The following is a 22,185-nucleotide window of genomic DNA, read 5'->3' as shown; positions in this document are numbered from 1 at the left end:
TGCGCGGGATTGGCAATTCCATTGCTGGGGCATTATAAGTAGCGGGTTCAGATGCGGCCAGCGTTGAACCCTGACTTGCGCGTCTGTTGTGTTATTCTGGGAAACATAATGTAACATCCTGGAATGATAGAGGGTGTCGCGGCAACGTCGTCAGGGAACCGGCGGCCAGCCAGTCTGGCAAGATCGTCATCAGAGCAGGGGAACGCCAATTGCTGGGACTCAAATCCGCCGGCAAGGGACTCATCGGGGTCGATATCACGTCGGCCACGGTGAAGCTCCTGGAACTGTCCAGGCAAGGAAATCGATACCAGATCGATAGCTATGCGGTGCGTCCACTCAAGGAAGGCGCAGTCGTCGAGCGACGTATACGGGACATGGACGAAGTCGTGCTGGCCATCAAGCGCGCGGTCGAGCAGGCACAGCCGCGCTCGAAGCGTGCCGTGGTCGCGGTTCCCGCGAGCGCAGCCATCACCAAGACACTGAGCTTCCCGGCCAATCTCGCCGATGACGAGATCGAACAGCGCATCGCGCTCGAGTCCGAGAAGCACTTTCCCTTTCCGCTGAACGATGTCGCGTTCGACTTCCAGCATCTGGGCGTCAATCCACGCAATCCCGATCAGCAGGACCTGCTGCTGGTGGCGTGTCGCAGCCTGGACGTCGATCAGCTGACCTCGGCACTCTCCCAGGCCGGCCTCGAGCCGGCTGCCGTCGATGTCGAGACCTTCTCCCTCGAGCGCGCCTTCGGCGAGCTGCGTCATCAGTTGCCGCCGACCTATGACAACGAAGAGTGCGTTGCCGTCGTCGATATCGGTGCGACGATGACCGCCTTCCACGTCATCCAGAATGGCCGCATCGTCTACAGTCGCGACGCCGTCTTCGGGGGACGCCAGCTGACGGACGAGATCATGAATCGCTTCGATCTCTCCAATGATGAGGCGGGTCTGGCCAAGAAGCGGGGCGGTCTGCCGGATACCTATGACAGCGAAGTGCTGGGTCCGTTCCGCGAGACGCTCATCCAGCAGATTGCACGTTCGCTGCAGCTCTATTACACCGCCGGCAAGCGTCGTGAGGTACAGCGTATCCTGCTAGGGGGCGGTACGGCCGCCATCGTCGGGCTGCGTGAAGGCCTGGCGGAACACACCGGGCTTGAAGTGATCATGGCCAACCCCTTCACTCACATGAGCGTCAATCCGCGCGTCGACATCCAGGCGCTGGCGGGCGATGCCCCCGCGATGCTCACGGCCTGCGGTCTTGCGATGAGGAAGCGCTCATGACCATCGAGATCAATCTGCTTTCCTGGCGTGAAGACCGGCGTGAGAAGCGCAGCAAGCGCTTCATGGGCATACTGGCGCTGGCGGCTGTCGTCGGCATCGGTGGCGGCTATGGCATGAGCGAGTATTACCAGAGCCAGCTCGAGGCGCAGCAGCAGCGGCATGCCTTCATCGAGAAGGAAATGGCCCGCCTCAATCGTGACATCAAGGAAGTCGAGGACATCGAGGCGCGCCGCACCCAGATGCTCGACCAGATAGAGCTGATACGCAGTCTGCAGTTCTCGCGTCCGGAAACGGTGCGGGTCTTCAATCAGCTGGTGACGTCTCTGGTGGACGGCGCCTGGTATCAGAGCATCAGTCGCAGCGGGCGCCAGCTCAAGGCGAATGGCACGGCGGAAAGCACGCGCCAGGTCTCGGGCCTGATGCGCGCCATTGCCCTGTCGGATTCCTTCGGCACCCCGACGCTCTCCGATGTGCAGAGCAATGACGACGATCAGCGCAGTTTCAATATCATGATTCCGGAGCGCCCGACGGGGTCGGCGCTGAATGCTGCCGATGCGGAAAATGACAAGAAAGGAGGTCGGCGATGAGTTTCATCGATGCTGAAATCCGCCGCCTCAAGTCGACGGATTTTCGTGATCTAGACCTGAAGGAAGCCGGCATCTGGCCGGTCACGCTGCAGGCCGTGCTGGCACTCATCGTGCTGGGCGCCCTGTTCTGGGCGTCCCATTGGTTCCTTGCGGCGCCCAAGGCAGAAAACCTCGAACGTCTGCGCGCCCAGGAAAGTCAGCTGCTGCAGCAGTTCGAAAGCAAGGCGTTCAAGGCCGCCAACCTGCCTGCCATGCGCGAGCAGATGGTGGAGCTGGAGTCCCGCATGGGACAGCTGCTGGAGATGCTGCCCACCGACGCGGAAGTCCCGGCGCTGCTGGATGACATCAGCGAGACGGCGATCAACAACCAGCTGGCGGTCGAGTACATTCGTCTGAAGCCGGCGGAGAATCGCAACTTCTACGTCGAACAACCTTTCGATATCAAGGTGCGCGGCGACTATCATCGTATCGCCGCCTTCATTTCCGGTGTCGCGGGGCTTTCCCGCATCGTGACGCTGCATGATTTCGTGCTGACGCCGGTCGCCAACAGTGATGATCTCGAGCTTTCGTTGCTGGCCAAGACCTACAATTATCGCCAGACCCCGGCAACATCAGGAGGCAAGCAATGAGCCTGATGATACGTCGAAATGCCGTGATGGGAAGCATGTTGCTGGTGACTCTGCTGGCGGGTTGTGGAGATCCGCAGCTGGGTGCGCTGGAGGGGGAGCTCGAGTCCTTGAGAGGGCGTCCTTCCGGCAAGGTGCAGGAGCTGCCGCCGCAACCCGAGTATCATCCCGTCACCTATGACATGGCGGATGCGCGCAGTCCTTTCCAGTCACGCCTGCCGGAGCCCGAAGAGGAGCTGACAGCCGTCGACAACGGTGTGCGACCGGACCTCGATCGCCCTCGTGAACCACTGGAAGCCTGGCCGATGGAGCAGCTCAGCATGGTCGGGACGCTGGATGTCGATGGCGCGCGTTCGGCGTTGATTCTGACGCCGGAGCAGGAAGTGCAGCGTGTGCGGGTCGGCAACCACATGGGCAGCAACTTCGGCAGGATCACCCGTATCGGTGATACGCAGATCGATATGGTGGAAATCGTGCCCAATGGTCAGGGCGGTTGGATAGAGCGGTCTCGCGCCATGGCGCTGAAAGAGCCCGTGTCGACAGGTGGTTGAGATCACTGGCGTTGGCAGTAGCCATATTGTCACGGAAGACGAACGGTCGACCCGCAAGAGTTGGCGACCGACACCATAACGCTTCGATAAGAATAAGGCGCGATCAGCCCGACGGTTGAACGGAGCCACGGCGAGACAGGGGACTAGGGAACATGACGCGATTGCAACGAATGAGTCTGCTGGGGCTGGCGGCAGTCGGTAGCCTGATGGCGAATGTGGCGATGGCTGCGTCGTCGCTGCAGGACCTCAACTTCACCGCCCTCGGGGGCGACCGCATGGAGCTCAAGCTCGACTTCGTCGGCGGAGTGCCGGAGGTCAAGGGCTACCGTATCGAGACGCCGCCGCGCATCACCATCGACCTCCTGGATACCAGCAGTCAGCTCGACAAGCGTCGCTTCGATCTGGGGCTCAGCGGCGTGGACGAACTGGTGGCGCTGGAGGCCGGCTCGCGCACGCGTCTGGTCATGAAGCTCAACCAGTCCAAGCCGTACGTCACGCGCACCGAGGGCAACAGCCTCTACGTCATCATCGGCGAGCAGGGCGGTGCGCCGGGCGCTCAGCCTGCGGCTGCCTCCCAGGCTAGCGCCGCCAACGTGCCGCCTGACAACCGTGCCCTGGAAGTGGCCAGCGAGCCGGCCGTCAGTGGCATCGATTTCCGTCGTGGCACGGATGGTGAAGGTCGCGTCGTGATCAACTTCAACCGCTCCAACGTCGAATCGCGTGTCACCGAGCGCGGGCGCAAGATCTACGTCGACATCAAGGGCGTGAAGCTGCCGCCGGAGATGAATCAGGTGCTGGATGTCGGCGATTTCGCCACGCCGGTGACGCGTATCGATCCGCAGCGTACTCGCGATGGCGTGCGCCTGGTGGTGGACGCCAGTGGTTACTACACCCAGCTTGCCACCCAGGCAGGCAACGAGCTGGTGCTCGAGGTCAAGCCGCTGACGCGTGAAGAGCAGGCGGAGCGCATCAAGGACAAGTTCCCCTACACCGGCAAGAAGATCTCGCTCAACTTCCAGAACATCGAAGTGCGCTCCGTGCTGCAGATCATCGCTGACTTCACGGGGCTCAATCTGGTCGCCAGTGACAACGTCACCGGCAACGTGACCCTGAACCTGAAGGAAGTGCCCTGGGATCAGGCGCTGGATCTGGTGCTCAAGTCCAACGGTCTGGCCAGTCGTCGCATGGGTAACGTGCTGATGGTCGCGCCGGCCGAAGAGCTGGCGGCACTCGAGCGCAAGGAGCTTGAGGCGAACCAGCAGGTCAAGGAGCTGGCGCCGATGACCACCGAATACATCCAGGTGCGTTATGCCAAGGCGGCGGATCTGGCGGCGTTGCTGCGTGGTGAAGGCGGTATCGGTCTGCTGTCCGAGCGGGGCCGCGTGATGGTCGATGAGCGTACCAACACCATGCTGATCCAGGATACCCGCGACACGCTCGAGTCCATTCGCGGCACGCTGGAATATCTCGATATTCCGGTGCGTCAGGTGCAGATCGAAGCGCGCATCGTCATCGCGCGCAGCAGTGTCTCCAGCGAGATCGGTGTCAATTGGGGGCTTTCCAACAGCAGCAACGGCAAGTTCGGCCTGGAAGGCGCGTCGACCGGTACGACCAGTGATGGCGGCCTGAGTGTCAATCTCGGCGATGACAGCGATCCGGGCAGCACCTTCAGCTTCGGTTACCTGTCCGGCGATATCCTGCTGGACCTGGAGCTCTCGGCGCTGGAAAGCGAAGGCAAGAGCCAGACCATTTCCCAGCCCAAGATCATCACCGCTAACCAGAAGAAGGCCGTCATCAAGCAGGGTCAGGAAATTCCCTATGAGGAGGCGACCTCCAGCGGTGCGACCAACATCGAGTTCAAGGAAGCGGTGCTGGCGCTGGAAGTGACGCCGCAGATCACACCTGACAACCGCATCATCATGGATCTGTTGATCAACAATGACGATGTCTCCGATGACAGCTTCAATGGCGAACCGGCCATCGATACCAATGAAATCGAGACGCAAGTGCTGGTCAATGATGGCGAAACCGTGGTGCTGGGCGGCATTCTGACCTCCGAGCAGATTCGCAGCGTCTTCAAGACGCCCTTCCTCGGGGACCTGCCGGTGATCGGGAATCTGTTCCGCTATACCGAAGAGTCCAACGAGAAGGTAGAATTGCTGGTATTCATTACTCCGAAGATCATCGAGGACGGCCTGGCGGTGCGCTGATGCATGTGATTCCCAACGTATTCCTTGTCGGCCCCATGGGGGCCGGCAAGAGCACTATCGGCCGCCTGCTGGCGGCCGACTTGCATCGTGAATTTTGCGATAGCGACCATGTGATTGAAGAGCGCTGCGGAGCCAGCATACCGTGGATTTTCGACGTCGAGGGCGAGTCCGGCTTTCGTGAGCGTGAGCAGGCTGTCATCGATGAGCTGACCTCGCTCAGGGAAGTCGTGATGGCCACCGGTGGTGGCGCCATCATGGCGGAGGCCAATCGGCGCGTACTGCGCGAACGCGGCACTGTCGTGTACCTCTATGCGCCTGTCGAACAGCAGCTCAAGCGAGCCGGTCGTGATCGCAATCGTCCGCTGTTGCAGCAGGATGACCCCGGGCGGGTGCTCAAGCGCCTGTTCGAGTTGCGTGACCCGCTTTACCGCGAGACGGCCGATATCATCGTGCGTACCGATCGGCGCAGCCCTCGGGCGGTCACCAACGAGATCCGTCGCCGCATCAAGGCGCTGGCTGACCCGTTGCACGCCCCTGGCTAGTCTCATCAGCGGCTGGTGGCCCTGGCGGGCATCCGTCGCTGTCATCTGTTTGCCCAAGGAGAATTCTGATGTCCCTGGCACCTGCTCATCGTCTTGATGTCGCGCTCGGCGAGCGTAGTTACCCCATTCATATCGGGCCGGGCCTGACCGCACGTGGTGATCTGATTCGTGAGCACCTTGCGGGGCGTCAGGTGATGATCGTCACCAACAGCGTGGTGGCGCCGCTGTATCTGGACGCATTGAAGGCCTCGTTGGGCGAGGGGCTCGATATCCGCGAGGTCATTCTCGACGACGGTGAACAGACCAAGCACATGGCCAGCATCGGCCTGATCTGGGATGCCCTGCTCGAGGCCGGCTTCAATCGCCGCTGTACCTTGATCGCCCTCGGTGGCGGTGTGATCGGTGACATGACCGGCTTCGCGGCGGCCTGCTATCAGCGGGGTGCGGCCTTCATCCAGGTGCCGACCACGCTGCTGTCGCAGGTGGATTCCTCGGTGGGTGGCAAGACCGGTGTCAACCATCCGCGTGGCAAGAACATGCTGGGTGCCTTCTGGCAGCCGCGTCTGGTGCTGATCGATACCGCAAGCCTCAAGACATTGCCGCAGCGTGAGTTGTCAGCGGGCATGGCCGAGGTCATCAAGTATGGTCTGCTGTGGGATGAAAGCTTCCTGAGCTGGCTGGAAGACAACATGACGGCCTTGATGGCGCTGGATGAGACCTTGCTCGGTGAAGCCATTCGCCGCAGCTGTGCCATCAAGGCGGATGTCGTGGCACAGGACGAGACCGAGCAGGGCGTGCGTGCGCTGCTCAATCTGGGGCACACCTTCGGGCATGCCATCGAGACGGACCAGGGCTATGGCGTCTGGCTGCACGGTGAAGCCGTCGGCACCGGCATGCTGATGGCGGCTGAGCTTTCGGCGCGCATGGGCTGGCTGTCGAGTGCGGATGTGGAGCGTGTCTCGCACATCATCGCCAAGGCGGGCTTGCCGCTGGCGGCTCCGGAAGACATGGGTGTCGAGGACTTTCTCAAGCACATGCAACTGGACAAGAAGAATGTCGACGGTCGTCTACGCCTGATCCTGCTCGAGCGCATCGGCCGAGCGGTGATTACCGAAGAGGCGCCAGCCGGCGTGCTGGCCGACATGCTGGAGCACTGGCCACGCAGCTCTCGTTGATACTGACACCGGCTACGAGACTCTGGTCAGCCATCGGCTGGTACATGAGCGCTGCACGACCACGCAAGCCGTCACCCTTCGGGTGGCGGCTTTTCTTTTGGCGGGTGTCAGCGCGCCGTGATGGAGCCATTGGTGGAGCGTGATTCCTGAATTGGTATGCCGTATGCGTAATCGGTATGGGGTGAATCGAATAAAAACGCTGTTTTTTATTTAACCAATACTAAAGTTGCAAGGCGAAATTCATGAGGCATGTCTACCCGCTAAGCGCTTGAGCCTACAGGGTTTTTTGGTTGAAGGTTCTTCTAACCTTCGGTTTTGTCAGGTTTTTTTGGTCGATGGGCGACCTGTGGAGAATTGCGCAGGCGGGAAGCTGGGGGATATGCTCGAGGGAAATCTGGCGTCGTGCAGCGACACTGATGGCGCCACTATCGGCAGGTACAAAAATAAAGATAACCGATAACTATAACCGGGAAAATGCTTGAAAAAAAGCATCTGGACACATGATTTCTCCGTGAGGCACGCCCCATGAACAAAGGTCTCCACCATCCGGGAGAGTTCCGCGACAACTGCGGCTTCGGCCTGATCGCCCATATGGAAGGGCAGGCGAGCCACGAACTGCTGCAGACCGCCATTGAATCCCTGACCTGCATGACCCACCGTGGCGGGATTGCCGCTGACGGCAAGACCGGCGATGGCTGTGGCCTGCTGCTCAAGATGCCGGACGGCTTCATGCGCCAGATCGCTCGAGAAACCCTCGGGCTGGAACTGGGCACTCGTTATGCCGTCGGCACGCTTTTCCTGCCGAATGATGACGCGCGTGAACAGTCCGCGCGTGACGCCTTCGAGTCGGCGCTGAGCGCGCGCAACCTCGAGGTGCTGGGCTGGCGCGACATGCCGGTAGATGACAGCGTGTGCGGCCCGATGGCCCGCGACTGCCTGCCGCGCATCCGTCAGGTCTTCGTCGGTGCCGCCGACGAGCGCACTGATATCGCCTTCAATGTCGATCTGTTCATGGCGCGCCGTCATGCCGAGCAGGCGCTGAAGAGTGAAGAGGACTTCTACGTCTGCTCACTCTCCGGCAAGGTCATCTCCTTCAAGGGTCTGGTGATGCCGGAAGATCTTCCGCGTTTCTACAAGGACCTGGGCGACCCGCGTCTCGAGACCGCGATCTGTGTCTTCCACCAGCGCTTCTCGACCAACACCGCGCCGCGCTGGCCGCTGGCCCAGCCGTTCCGCTTCCTCGCCCACAACGGCGAGATTAATACCATCGAGGCCAACCGCGGCTGGGCCAACGCGCGCAAGGAGAACTTCGTCTCCGAGCAGCTGCCCGAGATCGCCGAGCTGGACGAGATCGTCAACACTGTCGGCTCCGATTCCTCCAGCATGGATAACATGCTGGAAGTCCTGCTGACCGGTGGCATGGATATCTATCGCGCCATCCGCATGATGGTGCCGCCGGCATGGCAGAACGTCGAGCAGATGGACTCCGATCTGCGTGCCTTCTACGAATACAACTCCATGCACATGGAAGCCTGGGACGGCCCGGCGGGCATCGTGCTCACCGACGGTCGCCACGCCGTCTGCATGCTGGACCGCAACGGCTTGCGTCCGGCGCGTTGGGTCATCACGCGCAATGGCTTCATCACGCTGGCCTCCGAGATCGGCACCTACGATTACAAGCCGGAAGATGTCGTCGCCAAGGGGCGCGTCGGGCCGGGGCAGGTGCTGGGCGTCGATACCGAGACCGGTGAAGTGCTGCACACCGATCAGGTCAGTGAACGCCTGAAGGGCGCGCATCCCTACAAGCGCTGGCTGCGTGAGAACGCCAACTATCTCGAGTCTGCATTGACCGAGCTGGCGCGTTTTCAGCCGATGGATGCCGATCAGCTGGACGTCTACCAGAAGATGTTCCAGGTCAGCTTCGAGGAGCGCGATCAGCTGCTGCGCCCGCTGGCCGAGAGCGGTCAGGAGGCGGTCGGCTCCATGGGCGATGACACGCCGATGGCCGTGCTGTCTCGCCAGAACCGCGTGCTGACCGACTACTTCCGCCAGAAGTTTGCCCAGGTCACCAACCCGCCGATCGATCCGCTGCGTGAAGCGATCGTGATGTCGCTGGAAACCTGCTGTGGCGCCGAGCTCAACATCTTCGACGCGACGCCGGAGCACGCGCATCGCCTGATCCTGACCACGCCGGTGCTGTCACCGCGCAAGTTCAATGCGCTGGTCAATCACGAGGATCCGGCCTTCACCTCCCAGACGCTCAAGCTGCACTACGATCCGGCGCAGGACTCCCTCAAGCAGGCGCTCAAGGGCCTCTGTCAGCAGGCCGAGGAAGCGGCGCGCAATGGCAAGGTGATCCTGGTACTCAGCGACTGTGGCTTGAAGAAGGGACAGCTGCCGATCCACGCCGCACTGGCGACTGGCGCCATCCATCACTACCTTGGCGGGCTGGCACTGCGCCCGCGCGTCAACCTGGTGATCGAGACCGGCTATGCGCGTGATGCGCACCAGATGGCAGTGCTGTTCGGAGTGGGCGCCACGGCGGTCTACCCGTACCTTGCCTATCAGGTGATGGCTGACATGCATCGCACCGGCGAGCTGTCCGGCAATCCGGCGGATGCCCGCGAGAACTATCGCAAGGGCATGCAGAAGGGCCTCTACAAGATCCTGTCCAAGATGGGCATCTCGCACATCGGCTCCTACCGTGGCTCGCAGCTGTTCGAGGCGGTCGGCCTCAACAGTGAAGTCATGGACATGTGCTTCACCGGCATGGCCTCGCGCATTGAAGGCGCTGGCTTTGCCGAGCTGCAGTTCCAGCAGGAGCTGCTGGCCCGTGAGGCTTGGCTGCCGCGCAAGCGCATCAAGCAGGGCGGGCTGGTCAAGTACGTGCACGGCGGCGAATACCACGCCTACAACCCGGATGTCGTGGTGAAGCTGCAGCAGGCCGTGCAGCAGGGTGACTACGGCAAGTGGAAGGAATTCGCGCGCCTGGTCAACGAGCGCCCGGTGGCGACCATTCGTGACCTGCTGACCCTCAAGCCGGTCGCCGAGCCGCTGCCGATCGAGGAAGTCGAGTCCGTCGAGTCACTGCTGCCGCGCTTCGACAGCGCCGGCATGTCGCTTGGCGCCCTGTCTCCCGAGGCACATGAAGCGCTGGCCCAGGCCATGAACGAGGCCGGTGGGCGCTCCAACTCCGGGGAGGGCGGTGAAGACCCGGCGCGTTACGGCACCGTGCGCTCCTCCAAGATCAAGCAGATCGCCTCCGGTCGCTTCGGCGTCACGCCGGCGTACCTGGTCAATGCCGAGGTGCTGCAGATCAAGGTCGCCCAGGGCGCCAAGCCCGGTGAAGGCGGTCAGCTGCCGGGCGGCAAGGTCAACGACCTGATCGCACGTCTGCGCTACGCCGTGCCGGGGGTGACACTGATCTCGCCTCCGCCGCACCACGATATCTATTCCATCGAGGATCTGGCGCAGCTGATCTTCGATCTCAAGCAGGTCAATCCGTCGGCGCAGGTTTCGGTCAAGCTGGTTTCCGAGCCGGGGATCGGCACCATCGCCACCGGTGTCGCCAAGGCGTACGCCGACCTGATCACCGTCTCCGGCTATGACGGCGGCACCGCAGCCAGCCCGATCACCTCCATCAAGCACGCGGGCTCCCCGTGGGAACTGGGGCTGCCCGAGGTGCACCAGGCGCTGCGCATCAACCAGCTGCGTCACAAGATTCGACTGCAGACGGATGGTGGCCTCAAGACCGGTCTGGACGTGGTCAAGGCCGCGATCCTGGGCGCCGAGAGCTTCGGCTTCGGCACCGCGCCGATGGTCGCGCTGGGCTGCAAGTACCTGCGTATCTGCCACCTGAACAACTGTGCCACCGGTGTCGCGACCCAGCACCAGGCGCTGCGCGACGAGCATTTCCGCGGCACCGTCGAGATGGTCAAGCACTACTTCCGCTTCATCGCCGAGGAAGTGCGCGAGCTGATGGCACTGCTGGGCGTGCGTCAGATCACCGACCTGATCGGTCGTACCGATCTGCTCGAAGTGCTGGAAGGCGAGACCAACGCGCAGCGTCGTCTCGATCTCACGCCGTTGCTGGGCAATGACTTCGTGCCCAAGGACGCGCCGCAGTTCTGCCAGGTCAGCCGCAACGAGCCACATGATCCCGGCGCCAAGAACCTCGAGATGCTGGCCGCGATGGAATCGGCGATCGACAGCCGCAGCGGTGGCGAGTTCAGCTTCCATGTCACCAACTGCGATCGCTCGGTGGGCGCGCGCGTCTCGGGCGAAATCGCCAAGCGCTATGGCGAGGCCGGGTTGGCGGGCTCGCCGCTCAAGGTCAGTCTGACCGGTGTGGCAGGCCAGAGCTTCGGTGTCTGGAATGCGCACGGACTCGAGATGCACCTGGAAGGTGACGCCAACGATTACGTCGGCAAGGGCATGAACGGCGGCAAGCTGACCATCGTGCCGCCGCGTGGTTCGCGCTTCGAGAGCCACAAGACCGCCATCATCGGCAACACCTGCCTGTACGGCGCGACCGGTGGCAGGCTGTATGCCGCGGGCACCGCCGGCGAGCGCTTCGGGGTGCGTAACTCAGGTGCACACGCCGTCATCGAAGGCGCGGGTGACCACTGCTGTGAGTACATGACCGGTGGTCTGGTGTGCGTGCTGGGCGAGACAGGCGTCAACTTCGGTGCCGGCATGACGGGCGGCTTCGCCTACGTGCTGGACGAGAATCGCGACTTCGTCGATAAGTACAACCACGAGCTGGTGGAAATCCACCGCATCAATACCGAAGCCATGGAGGCCTATCGTCGCCATCTGCGCGAAGTGATCGAGGAATACGTGGCCGAGACCGGCTCCGAGCGCGGGCGCGACATCCTGCGTGATTTCCCTGACTTCGTGCGTCACTTCTGGCTGGTCAAGCCGAAGGCAGCAAGCCTCAACGGCCTGCTCGACCAGTCACGGCGTCAGCCGGAGTGATCGCATCCCTCACCCCTGCATGCCTCGGGTGAGGGCCCGCACCGCGACGGTGCCCGGATTTTGAGAGAGGATTCATCATGGCCAATCAGCTCGCCAACGACTTCCAGTTCATCGATGTGGGTCGTCAGGACCCGCAGAAGAAAGATGCTCGCGTGCGTGCCCGTGAGTTCAACGAGATCTATGCCGAGTTCAAGCCGGTAGAAGCCGCCAGCCAGGCGCATCGCTGCCTGGGCTGTGGCAACCCCTACTGTGAGTGGAAGTGCCCGGTACACAACTACATTCCCAACTGGCTGAAGCTGGTCTCCGAGGGCAATATCCTCGAGGCCGCCGAGCTTTCGCACCAGACCAACTCGCTGCCGGAAGTCTGTGGTCGTGTCTGCCCGCAGGACCGTCTCTGCGAGGGCGACTGTACCCTGAATGATGGCTTCGGTGCCGTCACCATCGGCTCGGTGGAGAAATACATCACCGACACCGCCTTCGCGATGGGCTGGCGCCCCGATATGTCCAAGGTCAGCTGGACCGACAAGCGCGTCGCCATCATCGGCGCAGGACCGGCGGGTCTCGGTGCCGCCGATATCCTGGTGCGCAATGGTGTGCGTCCGGTGATCTATGATCGCCATCCGGAAATCGGCGGTCTGCTGACCTTCGGTATCCCGGAGTTCAAGCTCGAGAAGGGCGTGATGACGCGTCGCCGCGAGATCTTCGAAGAGATGGGCATGGAGTTCCGTCTCAACGTCGAGGTCGGGCGTGATGTGACCTTCGATGCGCTGCTCGAGGAATACGATGCCGTCTTCCTGGGCATGGGCACCTACAACGCCATGAGTGGCGGCTTCCCGGGCGAGGATCTGCCGGGCGTGCACAAGGCGCTCGACTTCCTGATCGCCAACGTCAATCACTGCCTGGGCTTCGAGAAGGACCCGGCGGATTACGTCTCCATGGAAGGCAAGAAGGTCGTGGTGCTCGGCGGGGGTGATACCGCGATGGACTGCAACCGCACCTCCATTCGCCAGGGCGCGGAAAGCGTGACCTGTGCCTACCGTCGTGATGAGGCCAACATGCCGGGTTCACGCCGTGAGGTGACCAATGCTCGCGAAGAGGGCGTCGATTTCCTCTTCAACCGTCAGCCGGTGGCAGTGGTCGGCGATGGCAAGGTCGAGGGCGTCAAGGTCGTGCGCACCCGTCTGGGTGAGCCGGATGCCAATGGCCGTCAGCGTCCGGAAGTGGTGCCGGGGTCTGAAGAGATTCTGCCGGCCGATGCCGTGGTCGTGGCTTTCGGCTTCCAGGCAAGTCCTGCGCCGTGGTTCGCCGACTTCGACATCGCCGTCGATGAGCGTGGTCGCATCGCGACCAGCACCGAGCGTCATGCCTTCCAGACCACCAATGCCAAGGTGTTCGCTGGCGGAGACATGGTGCGCGGCTCCGATCTGGTGGTGACCGCCATCGATGAAGGTCGCCGCGCCGCTGAAGGGATTCTTGATTTCCTGGAAGTGTAAAGGGCGACTCGAGTCACGCATCAGGCCCGCCACGGCGGGCCTGATGCGTGATGGCGGGCGCATCGGATGGTGATGCGAGGTGGGCAGGTGGTGGCATTCAAATTGAGCCGGAGCAGCCTTTCCGCTAGACTGGCGACCCATCCTGATCCGTTCCCCCGGATCTCTCCTACAGCTCACGTTTTCGGCAGGTTTCCATGACACGATTTATCTTCGTGACGGGCGGCGTTGTGTCCTCGCTTGGCAAGGGCATCGCATCCGCTTCGCTGGCGGCTATTCTCGAGGCCCGTGGCCTCAAGGTCACCATCCTCAAGCTGGATCCGTACATCAACGTCGATCCGGGCACCATGAGCCCGTTCCAGCACGGCGAAGTCTTTGTCACCGAAGATGGCGCGGAAACCGACCTCGACCTCGGTCACTACGAGCGTTTCATCCGCTCGCGCATGACCCAGGGCAACAACTTCACCACCGGTCGCGTCTACGAGCACGTGCTGCGCAAGGAGCGCCGCGGTGACTATCTCGGTGGAACGGTGCAGGTCATCCCGCACATCACCGACGAGATCAAGCGTCGCGTGATCGCCGGCGGTGAAGGCTATGACGTCGCACTGGTCGAGATCGGCGGTACCGTGGGTGACATCGAGTCGCTGCCGTTTTTGGAGTCCATCCGTCAGCTGCGTGCGCAGCTGGGTGGCGAGCGTGCACTCTTCATGCACCTGACGCTGGTGCCGTACATCAAGACGGCCGGCGAGACCAAGACCAAGCCGACCCAGCACAGCGTCAAGGAGCTGCGCTCCATCGGTATCCAGCCGGATATCCTGATCTGCCGCAGCGAAGTCGAGATCGAGGAAAGCGAGCGTCGCAAGATCTCGCTGTTCACCAACGTCGAAGAGCGTGCCGTCGTCTCCCTGCAGGATGCCGACACCATCTATCGCATTCCGTTGATGCTCCACGAAGCCGGCCTCGACGAGATCGTCTGCGACAAGTTCCGCCTGGAGGCCAAAGAGGCCGACATGTCCGAGTGGGTCGCGGTGCTCGACGCCAAGCTCAACCCGCTCAAGACCATCAACATCGCGATGGTCGGCAAGTACATGGAGCTGCTCGACGCCTACAAGTCGCTGAACGAGGCGCTGATTCACGCCGGTATCCAGGGGCGTGTGAAGGTCAACGTCGACTTCATCGACTCCGAGGAAATCGAGCGCAACGGCACTGATCGTCTGATCGGCAAGGACGCGGTGCTGGTGCCGGGCGGCTTCGGTGAGCGCGGCGTTGAAGGCAAGATCGCCACTGCGCGCTTCGCGCGTGAGAACAAGGTGCCGTATCTGGGCATCTGCCTGGGCATGCAGGTTGCCGTCATCGAGTTCGCGCGTAACGTGGCGGGCTGGAGCGATGCCAACTCTACCGAGTTCACCCATGACACCCAGCACCCGGTAGTCGGTCTGATCACCGAGTGGCTGACGCCGGAAGGCAAGATCGAGACCCGCGACGCGGCGTCTGATCTGGGCGGTACCATGCGTCTGGGCGGTCAGGCCTGCAGCCTGCTCAACGGCTCCAAGGCACATCAGGCCTATGGCAGCGACGAGATCGTCGAGCGTCACCGTCACCGCTATGAGGTCAACGACCAGTTCGTGCCGGCCTTGGAAGAAGCGGGCTTGATCTTCTCCGGTCGCAGTGTCGACAACTCGCTGGTCGAGATGGTCGAGCTGCCGGATCACCCGTGGTTCGTGGCATGTCAGTTCCACCCGGAATTCACCTCCACGCCGCGTGATGGCCATCCGCTGTTCACCGGCTTCGTGAATGCCGCGCTCAATCACAAGGCGGCGCGTACTCGCGGCGAGTGATAGGGTGTTGAGCGGGCGCCACCCCGGGTGGCGTCCGTAGGTCTTCTCCGCGGTGGCTCAGGCCTTGATGTTCGCCAGAGCATCATCAGGCAGATTGCCGATGGACAACGATTTGATGGACGGTGCAGAGATGAGCAACGAACAACGCGTGATAGATTTTGCGGGTCTGCAAGTCGCCAACGATCGTCCGATGACGCTTTTCGGTGGCATGAACGTGCTCGAATCGCGGGAGCTGGCGCTGGAAGTCGCCGAGCAGTATGTCGAAGTGACGTCGCGCCTGGGCATGCCTTACGTCTTCAAGGCCAGCTTCGACAAGGCCAACCGCAGCTCCATGCACTCCTACCGCGGTCCCGGGATGGAGAAGGGGCTCGAGATCCTGGCCGAGATCAAGTCTCGCTTCGGTGTGCCGATCATCACGGACGTGCATGAGCCGCATCAGGCAGCGGCCGTGGCGGAAGTGGCCGATGTCATCCAGCTGCCGGCCTTCCTGGCGCGGCAGACGGACCTGGTCGTGGCCATGGCGCGCACCGGCGCCGTCATCAACGTCAAGAAGCCGCAGTTCCTCGCGCCGCACGAGATGCGCCATATCGTCGCCAAGTGCGGTGAAGCGGGCAATGACCGGATTCTGCTGTGCGAGCGTGGCTCCAGCTTCGGTTACAACAACCTGGTGGTCGACATGCTCGGCATGGCCGAGATGAAGGATAGCGGCCTGCCGGTATTGTTCGATGTCACCCACTCGCTGCAGCGCCCGGGCGGGCGAGCCGATTCCGCTGGCGGGCGTCGTGAGCAGGTCTTCGATCTGGCACGCTCCGGTGTCGCATTGGGGCTGGCGGGTCTGTTCCTCGAAGCGCATCCGGACCCTGACAACGCCAAGTGTGACGGCCCCTGCGCCTTGCCGCTGGACCAGCTCGAACCCTTCCTGCGCCAGCTGCAATCATTGGATGCGCTGGTCAAGGGCTTCGCGCCACTGGATATTCGCTGAACATGACTACTGGCCGTTCACCCCTGTGTGAGCGGCCTTTTTGCACTATGGGCAAGATGCCCGTCGTGGTGTTTCAATCCCCCGTGTAGAGGACGACACAAGATGGCCAATATCGTCGAAATCCGCGCCCTTGAGGTGCTCGATTCCCGTGGTAACCCGACCGTACAGGCCGAGGTCGTGCTGGAAGGTGGCCAACGCGCCAGTGCCTGCGCGCCTTCCGGTGCCTCCACCGGTTCGCGTGAAGCGCTGGAATTGCGTGATGGCGACAAGAGCCGTTATCTGGGCAAGGGCGTGCTGAAGGCAGTCGAAGCCGTCAATGGCGCGATACGCGAGCGCCTGGTGGGCATGGATGCACTCGACCAGCGCGCGCTGGACGATGCCATGCTGGCGCTGGACGGTACCGAGAACAAGGAATCGCTGGGTGCCAACGCGATTCTTGCCGTCTCTCTGGCAGCTGCCAAGGCGGCAGCGCAGGCCAAGGGTATCGAGCTCTACGCTCACATCGCCGAGCTCTACGGTCAGCCGGGGCAGTACTCCATGCCGGTGCCGATGATGAACATCATCAACGGCGGTGAGCATGCCGACAATAATGTCGACATCCAGGAGTTCATGGTCCAGCCGGTCGGCGCGCCGACCTTCCGTGAAGCACTGCGCACCGGCGCCGAGATCTTCCACGCGCTGAAGAAGGTGCTGCAGGGTCGCGAGCTGAGCACCTCCGTGGGTGATGAAGGTGGCTTTGCACCGAACCTGGCATCCAACTCCGAAGCACTGGCCGTCATCAAGCAGGCCGTCAGCGATGCGGGCTACACCCTGGGCACCGATGTGACCCTGGCGCTGGATTGCGCGTCTTCCGAGTTCTACAAGGACGGTCAGTACAACCTGTCCGGCGAAGGCAAGAGCTTCGACTCACGTGGTTTCGTCGACTATCTGGCCGGCCTGGCCGCGGAATATCCGATCGTCTCCATCGAAGACGGCATGGACGAGTCCGACTGGGAAGGCTGGAAGATGCTGACCGACGAGCTGGGCGACAAGGTGCAGCTGGTCGGCGACGACCTGTTCGTCACCAACACGCGCATCCTGAGTCGTGGTATCGATGAAGGCATCGGCAACTCCATCCTGATCAAGTTCAACCAGATCGGCTCGCTGTCCGAGACCCTGGATGCGATCAAGATGGCGCAGGCCGCCGGCTTCACCGCGGTCATCTCCCACCGCAGTGGCGAGACCGAAGACACCACCATCGCCGACCTCGCCGTCGGTACCTGTGCTGGCCAGATCAAGACCGGCTCTCTGTGCCGCTCTGACCGTGTCGCCAAGTACAACCGCCTGCTGGTGATCGAGCAGCAGCTGGGTGACGTGGCTTACAACGGCCTGAAAGAGATCAAGGGTCAGTAATCGCCTGTGATATGAGGGGCTCCGCGCCCACAGCATCGCAGGGGTAACTTGCAACGGGGTCGTGCCTTCTGGCACGGCCCCGTTGTGCATTGGAGGCGATGATTGAGTGCTATTGAGGGGGATGCAGGAAACAGGCCGCTTTCAGGCACTGAATTCGTGTAAGTCATCTCTTACAAATCTCGCAGGACAATCGAGACACTGACTGCGAGTTGCCTGCGGATTTGAACGTATGTTCTTCTATATGTAGTTGATTTTATTGATTATATTTTACTTGACGGCCCGTTCAGGTATAGCGGGTTAAGAGGTTTGGCTAGTTGCCTCGCCAGCGAATGCTGCCCAGAATGGCTGCATGGATGTGAGGGTGCGGCGGGACACCGCAGTCTCGGCAGGATGCCAACGGGATGATCAGGAAAGACTTGATGGCGAGACAGGATGTTTCGCCTCGCTGAGCAGGACGCTCGGCGAAAAAAGGACCTGACATGGACGTCGGTAGCAGTGAGCTGCATATCCTCGCTTGAAGGAGTCAGGCGAGAGATGCCAAGGAAGCAAGGATAGCGGGCATGGCACCGGAGTGTGTCAGGATCAGGATGATCCGTCGGCGATGGGAAGCGCCACACAGGCAGGAAGCACGATAACGACACGGAGTGTCGGAGAGCCCCAGGCTCTGATATGCAGTCAGGAAGCTTGCCCTTCACAGGAAGTGACGGATGACGGGACATCATCCGCGTCAGGAATGATGGGGCAGACAGCGGCAGCATCAAGTGGCAGGAAGCCACGACAAGGAGGGTCGGACAGGGAATGTCGTGAGGCTGTCAGCTGCACAGGCACGGAGCGGTACAGGCAGGACGCCGGGCAATGCATGGGCAGGACAGCAGGACAGGCAAATATCTGCACTAACGGGCATTGCGGTGGGACAGCTGCGCAAGCAGTGCTGCAATGCCCGCCACGCGTGACGGTGCGCCCCGAATGACAGGATGTCGTGAAGGGCAGGGACAGCACTCAGGAGTGCGATCCAGGATGGATCGACAGGAACACGCTTGGAGCGGGCGACCTTACGGGGTCGCCCTTTTTTATGCCCGTATGCCAGGGGCTGAGCTCCTGGTACGAGCCCTTGGTACGAGCTCCTGGCACGAGCTTGGGGCGCCGACTTCAGGCATCAGATACAGAAACGGCAGCGGCTCCCAGGGGGAATCGCTGCCGTTTCTGTCATGAGAGCCGAGCTTGCCCGGTCAGGGCGGGCAAGCCGCTTGCCGCGCGAGATGCGGGTGACTTGAGGGGCTTACTGCTCCAGATACTCAAGCTTGCCATCGACACCATCCCACTTCTCGGCGTCTTCCATGGCGTCCTTCTTCTCGCTGATGTTCGGCCAGACTTCGGCCAGGTCGGCATTCAGCTCGATGAATTCCTTCTGGTTCTCCGGCACTTCATCTTCGGAGAAGATGGCTTCGGCGGGGCATTCAGGCTCACACAGCGCGCAGTCAATGCACTCATCCGGGTTGATCACCAGGAAGTTCGGGCCTTCGTAGAAGCAATCCACCGGGCAGACTTCCACGCAGTCGGTGTATTTGCAGCGAATGCAGTTCTCGGTGACGATGAATGCCATGCAGGTCTCCTGACGCGGATTGGCGTCTCTCTCGTAGGTCGTGGTCCAGGCGCCCACCATGTGTCGTCTCGGCGACATCATGGTCTTCAGGTTATAAGCGGCGCAGATGTTATAAGGCGTTATTCTAGTGGCGCTCTGCCGGCCCCGCAATCAGCAGGGGCGGATCGTTTTGGAATGGTGCTATGCCCGAAGGTTGCTGTCGAGCCTTGCCACTCATTCTCGGTCCGGGTGCGCCAATCCTGGCCCGGTGTGACGGCGCTCAGCGCTGACGGTGCCATTCGTAGATCAGCTCCAGGGCTCGCTTGGGGCTCAGATCATCCGGATCCAGGCCATTGAGGGCCTCGACGACCGGATGCGGCGGTGCCGCGAACAGGTCACTCTGTTGCGGTACCGGCTGCCCCAGCGCATCCTCGCGCGCCACCTGCGGACGATCGACCTCCTGCTGCTCCAGACTGGTCAGCTTCTCGCGTGCCCGCAGGATGACGCTCTGCGGGACGCCGGCCAGCTGGGCCACCTGCAGGCCATAGCTCTGGCTGGCAGGGCCTTCCTCGACGCGGTGCATGAAGACGATGCCATCGCCATGTTCTGCGGCCGTCAGGTGCACGTTGGCGACGGCATCGGCATGCTCGGGCAGCGCCGTCATCTCGAAGTAATGGGTCGCGAACAGGGTGAAGGCACGCGTGCGCGCCAGATGCTCGGCGCTGGCCCATGCCAGTGACAGACCATCGAAGGTCGAGGTGCCACGGCCGATCTCATCCATCAACACCAGGCTCTCGTCAGTGGCGTTGTGCAGGATACTGGCGGTCTCGGTCATCTCGACCATGAAGGTCGAGCGTCCGCCGGCCAGGTCGTCCGAGGAGCCGATGCGGGTGAATATGCGGTCCAGTGGGCCGATGCAGGCACGCGATGCCGGCACGAAGCTGCCGGTATGCGCGAGCAGAGCGATCAGTGCCGTCTGGCGCATGTAGGTGGATTTACCGCCCATGTTGGGGCCGGTGATCACCAGCATGCGCCGCGTATCATCGAAGCGCACATCGTTGGGAACGAAGGGGTGATCGCTGACATGTTCGACCACCGGATGGCGGCCGCCTTCGATATCGATGCCCGGGGTTTCGCTGAGTTCTGGGCGCACGAAATCGAGAGCGGCGGCGCGATCGGCGAAGGCGGTCAGCACATCCAGTGACGCCAGCGCACGGGCCGTCTGCTGCAGGCCATCCAGTTCGGTATTCAGGTCATCCAGCAGGTGCTCATACAGCAGCTTCTCGCGCGCCAGTGACTTGGACTTGGCGGACAGCGCCTTGTCCTCGAACTCCTTCAGCTCGGGGATGATGAAGCGCTCGGCATTCTTGAGGGTCTGGCGACGGATGTATTCCGGCGGGGCCTCGGCCGATTGCGAGCGCGGCAGCTCGATGAAGTAGCCATGCACGCGGTTGTAGCCGACCTTGAGGTTGCTCAGGCCGGTGCGCTCGCGCTCGCGGGTCTCGAGTGCGACCAGATACTGGCCAGCGTTCTCGGACAGGCCGCGGTACTCGTCCAGTTCATCGTCGTAGCCATCGGCGATCACGCCACCATCGCGCAGCACTACCGGCGGATTCTCGACCAGCGCCTCGCTGAGCATCGCGGAAAGTGCCGGGAACAGGCGGATGGCATCGCGCAGGTCATCGATGGCGCTGCCTTTCTCGACACTGGCTAGTACGGCGCGCAGCTCGGGCAGGGTGTTGAGGCCATCGCGCAGGCGTGCCATGTCACGAGGGCGTGCGCTGCGCAGCGCGACACGGGCGAGGATACGCTCCACATCGCCGATGCGCTTGAGCAGGCCTTGCAGCTCGAAGGGATAGTCGCCATCCAGCAGACGTTGCACCGCCGCCTGGCGCTGGCCGATCTGGAGTTGATCGCGCAGCGGGCGGTTGAGCCAGCGCTTGAGCAGGCGTGAGCCCATCGCGGTCGCGGTGACGTCCAGCACACTGGCCAGCGTGTTGTCGCTGGTGCCGCCCAGGTTGGTATCGATCTCGAGGTTGCGACGGCTGGCGGCATCGATCACCACCGAGTCATCGCGGCTCTCGACGGCCAGCGCGGTCACGTGGGGCAGGCCGGTGCGCTGAGTGTCGCGTGCATAGTCGAGCAGGGCGCCTGCTGCCGTGACGGCACGTGTCAGGTGGCTGCAACCGAAGCCGTTGAGGTCCTGCACGCCAAACTGATCACACAGCAGGCGCAAGGCGGTCTCGTGATCGAAGTGCCAATCGCTCTGACGGGTCAGGCCGGGGCGCGAGGCCAGGCTGGCGGGCAAGGTGCGGTTTTCACCAACCATCAGCTCTGCAGGTGACAGGCGCTGAATCTCGGCAAGCAGTTCATCATCGCCGCTGACTTCCAGTACGCTGAAGCGACCGGAGGAAAGTTCCAGTGCCGCTACACCCCAAGTGTCGCCATCACGATGCAGTGCCACCAGCAGGTTGTCGCGACTGGCATCCAGCAGCGCCTCATCGTGCAGCGTGCCCGGTGTGACGATGCGCACGACCTTGCGCTCGACGGGCCCCTTGCTGGTCGCCGGGTCGCCGATCTGCTCGCAGATGGCGACTGACTCGCCCATCTTCACCAGGCGTGCCAGATAGCCTTCGGCGCTGTGGTAGGGCACCCCTGCCATGGGGATCGGTGAGCCACCGGAGCTGCCACGCGCCGTCAAGGTGATATCGAGCAGTTGTGCTGCGCGCTTGGCGTCCTCATGAAACAGTTCATAGAAGTCGCCCATGCGATAGAACAGCAGCACGCCGGGGTGCTCGCGTTTGATCTTCATGTACTGCGTCATCATCGGCGTCATCTGGGGCGCGCTGTTCTTGGCCATGGCCATGGACTTCCTTGACTGCACTGCAATGGGAAAAAGCACACATGCGAGAGCACGGCATGCGGGATGCGCGATATTCTACGGACTGGCGCGGCCGGC

Annotated in this window: 14 protein-coding genes; 12 read left to right on the top strand and 2 right to left on the bottom strand. The window is 62.2% G+C overall.

Annotation, left to right across the window (positions count from 1 at the left end; translation table 11 throughout):
• The first annotated feature begins 209 nt into the window (after positions 1-209).
• From pilM to eno, 12 genes are all read left to right on the top strand, one after another.
• Complete coding sequence (gene pilM / locus F8A90_RS15500) at positions 210-1,274, top strand: type IV pilus assembly protein PilM (RefSeq protein ID WP_107335932.1); 1,065 nt, start codon at positions 210-212, stop codon at positions 1,272-1,274.
• A complete protein-coding gene (locus F8A90_RS15495) occupies positions 1,271-1,861 on the top strand; it encodes a PilN domain-containing protein (protein ID WP_166018637.1) in 591 nt (196 codons plus the stop codon). Before pilM ends, F8A90_RS15495 begins: the two co-directional genes overlap by 4 nt.
• The gene (locus F8A90_RS15490; RefSeq protein WP_166018638.1) at positions 1,858-2,490 is read left to right on the top strand and encodes a type 4a pilus biogenesis protein PilO; all 633 of its coding nucleotides are present in this window, start codon (positions 1,858-1,860) and stop codon (positions 2,488-2,490) included. The genes F8A90_RS15495 and F8A90_RS15490 overlap by 4 nt, the downstream gene beginning before the upstream one ends.
• Complete coding sequence (locus tag F8A90_RS15485) at positions 2,487-3,038, top strand: pilus assembly protein PilP (RefSeq protein WP_200017845.1); 552 nt, start codon at positions 2,487-2,489, stop codon at positions 3,036-3,038. Before F8A90_RS15490 ends, F8A90_RS15485 begins: the two co-directional genes overlap by 4 nt.
• Before the next feature lie 152 nt (positions 3,039-3,190).
• Positions 3,191-5,248, top strand: coding sequence for a type IV pilus secretin PilQ (locus F8A90_RS15480; protein ID WP_166018640.1), 2,058 nt, complete (start codon positions 3,191-3,193; stop codon positions 5,246-5,248).
• Positions 5,248-5,790: a shikimate kinase AroK gene (gene aroK, locus F8A90_RS15475; protein ID WP_200017843.1), complete on the top strand. Its 543-nt coding sequence runs from the start codon at positions 5,248-5,250 to the stop codon at positions 5,788-5,790. Before F8A90_RS15480 ends, aroK begins: the two co-directional genes overlap by 1 nt.
• A gap of 68 nt (positions 5,791-5,858) precedes the next feature.
• Positions 5,859-6,965: a 3-dehydroquinate synthase gene (aroB, locus tag F8A90_RS15470; RefSeq protein ID WP_166018641.1), complete on the top strand. Its 1,107-nt coding sequence runs from the start codon at positions 5,859-5,861 to the stop codon at positions 6,963-6,965.
• A gap of 525 nt (positions 6,966-7,490) precedes the next feature.
• Positions 7,491-11,942, top strand: coding sequence for a glutamate synthase large subunit (gltB, locus tag F8A90_RS15465; protein ID WP_166018642.1), 4,452 nt, complete (start codon positions 7,491-7,493; stop codon positions 11,940-11,942).
• A gap of 77 nt (positions 11,943-12,019) precedes the next feature.
• A complete protein-coding gene (locus tag F8A90_RS15460) occupies positions 12,020-13,435 on the top strand; it encodes an FAD-dependent oxidoreductase (protein ID WP_166018643.1) in 1,416 nt (471 codons plus the stop codon).
• A 194-nt stretch (positions 13,436-13,629) separates the two neighbouring features.
• The gene (locus F8A90_RS15455) at positions 13,630-15,270 is read left to right on the top strand and encodes a CTP synthase (protein ID WP_043332948.1); all 1,641 of its coding nucleotides are present in this window, start codon (positions 13,630-13,632) and stop codon (positions 15,268-15,270) included.
• Positions 15,271-15,400: 130 nt separating this feature from the next.
• On the top strand, positions 15,401-16,252 hold the full coding sequence (kdsA, locus tag F8A90_RS15450) for a 3-deoxy-8-phosphooctulonate synthase (protein WP_192839151.1): 852 nt from the start codon (positions 15,401-15,403) through the stop codon (positions 16,250-16,252).
• Positions 16,253-16,354: 102 nt separating this feature from the next.
• Positions 16,355-17,644, top strand: coding sequence for a phosphopyruvate hydratase (eno, locus tag F8A90_RS15445; protein ID WP_200017841.1), 1,290 nt, complete (start codon positions 16,355-16,357; stop codon positions 17,642-17,644).
• Positions 17,645-18,923: 1,279 nt separating this feature from the next.
• On the opposite strand, the gene fdxA is transcribed toward eno, so the two are convergent.
• Entirely contained in the window at positions 18,924-19,247 is a 324-nt protein-coding gene (gene fdxA, locus F8A90_RS15440) for a ferredoxin FdxA (protein ID WP_043333067.1), read from the bottom strand.
• A gap of 259 nt (positions 19,248-19,506) precedes the next feature.
• Entirely contained in the window at positions 19,507-22,086 is a 2,580-nt protein-coding gene (gene mutS / locus F8A90_RS15435) for a DNA mismatch repair protein MutS (protein ID WP_200017839.1), read from the bottom strand.
• Positions 22,087-22,185 lie beyond the last annotated feature (99 nt).

Source organism: Cobetia sp. cqz5-12 (genome assembly GCF_016495405.1).
GTDB lineage: Bacteria > Pseudomonadota > Gammaproteobacteria > Pseudomonadales > Halomonadaceae > Cobetia.
Note: the sequence above shows the minus strand (reverse complement) of the source record. Positions and strands in the feature narration are given on the sequence as shown.

What these genes read in the sequence shown, in the direction of transcription:
- F8A90_RS15495 (WP_166018637.1), top strand. Translation starts at nt 1,271, where the DNA reads ATGACCATCGAGATCAATCTGCTTTCCTGGCGTGAAGACCGGCGTGAG.
- F8A90_RS15485 (WP_200017845.1), top strand. Translation starts at nt 2,487, where the DNA reads ATGAGCCTGATGATACGTCGAAATGCCGTGATGGGAAGCATGTTGCTG.
- fdxA (WP_043333067.1), bottom strand. Translation starts at nt 19,247, where the DNA reads ATGGCATTCATCGTCACCGAGAACTGCATTCGCTGCAAATACACCGAC.
- mutS (WP_200017839.1), bottom strand. Translation starts at nt 22,086, where the DNA reads ATGGCCAAGAACAGCGCGCCCCAGATGACGCCGATGATGACGCAGTAC.
- eno (WP_200017841.1), top strand. Translation starts at nt 16,355, where the DNA reads ATGGCCAATATCGTCGAAATCCGCGCCCTTGAGGTGCTCGATTCCCGT.
- F8A90_RS15480 (WP_166018640.1), top strand. Translation starts at nt 3,191, where the DNA reads ATGACGCGATTGCAACGAATGAGTCTGCTGGGGCTGGCGGCAGTCGGT.
- F8A90_RS15460 (WP_166018643.1), top strand. Translation starts at nt 12,020, where the DNA reads ATGGCCAATCAGCTCGCCAACGACTTCCAGTTCATCGATGTGGGTCGT.
- aroK (WP_200017843.1), top strand. Translation starts at nt 5,248, where the DNA reads ATGCATGTGATTCCCAACGTATTCCTTGTCGGCCCCATGGGGGCCGGC.
- kdsA (WP_192839151.1), top strand. Translation starts at nt 15,401, where the DNA reads ATGAGCAACGAACAACGCGTGATAGATTTTGCGGGTCTGCAAGTCGCC.
- F8A90_RS15455 (WP_043332948.1), top strand. Translation starts at nt 13,630, where the DNA reads ATGACACGATTTATCTTCGTGACGGGCGGCGTTGTGTCCTCGCTTGGC.
- aroB (WP_166018641.1), top strand. Translation starts at nt 5,859, where the DNA reads ATGTCCCTGGCACCTGCTCATCGTCTTGATGTCGCGCTCGGCGAGCGT.
- gltB (WP_166018642.1), top strand. Translation starts at nt 7,491, where the DNA reads ATGAACAAAGGTCTCCACCATCCGGGAGAGTTCCGCGACAACTGCGGC.
- F8A90_RS15490 (WP_166018638.1), top strand. Translation starts at nt 1,858, where the DNA reads ATGAGTTTCATCGATGCTGAAATCCGCCGCCTCAAGTCGACGGATTTT.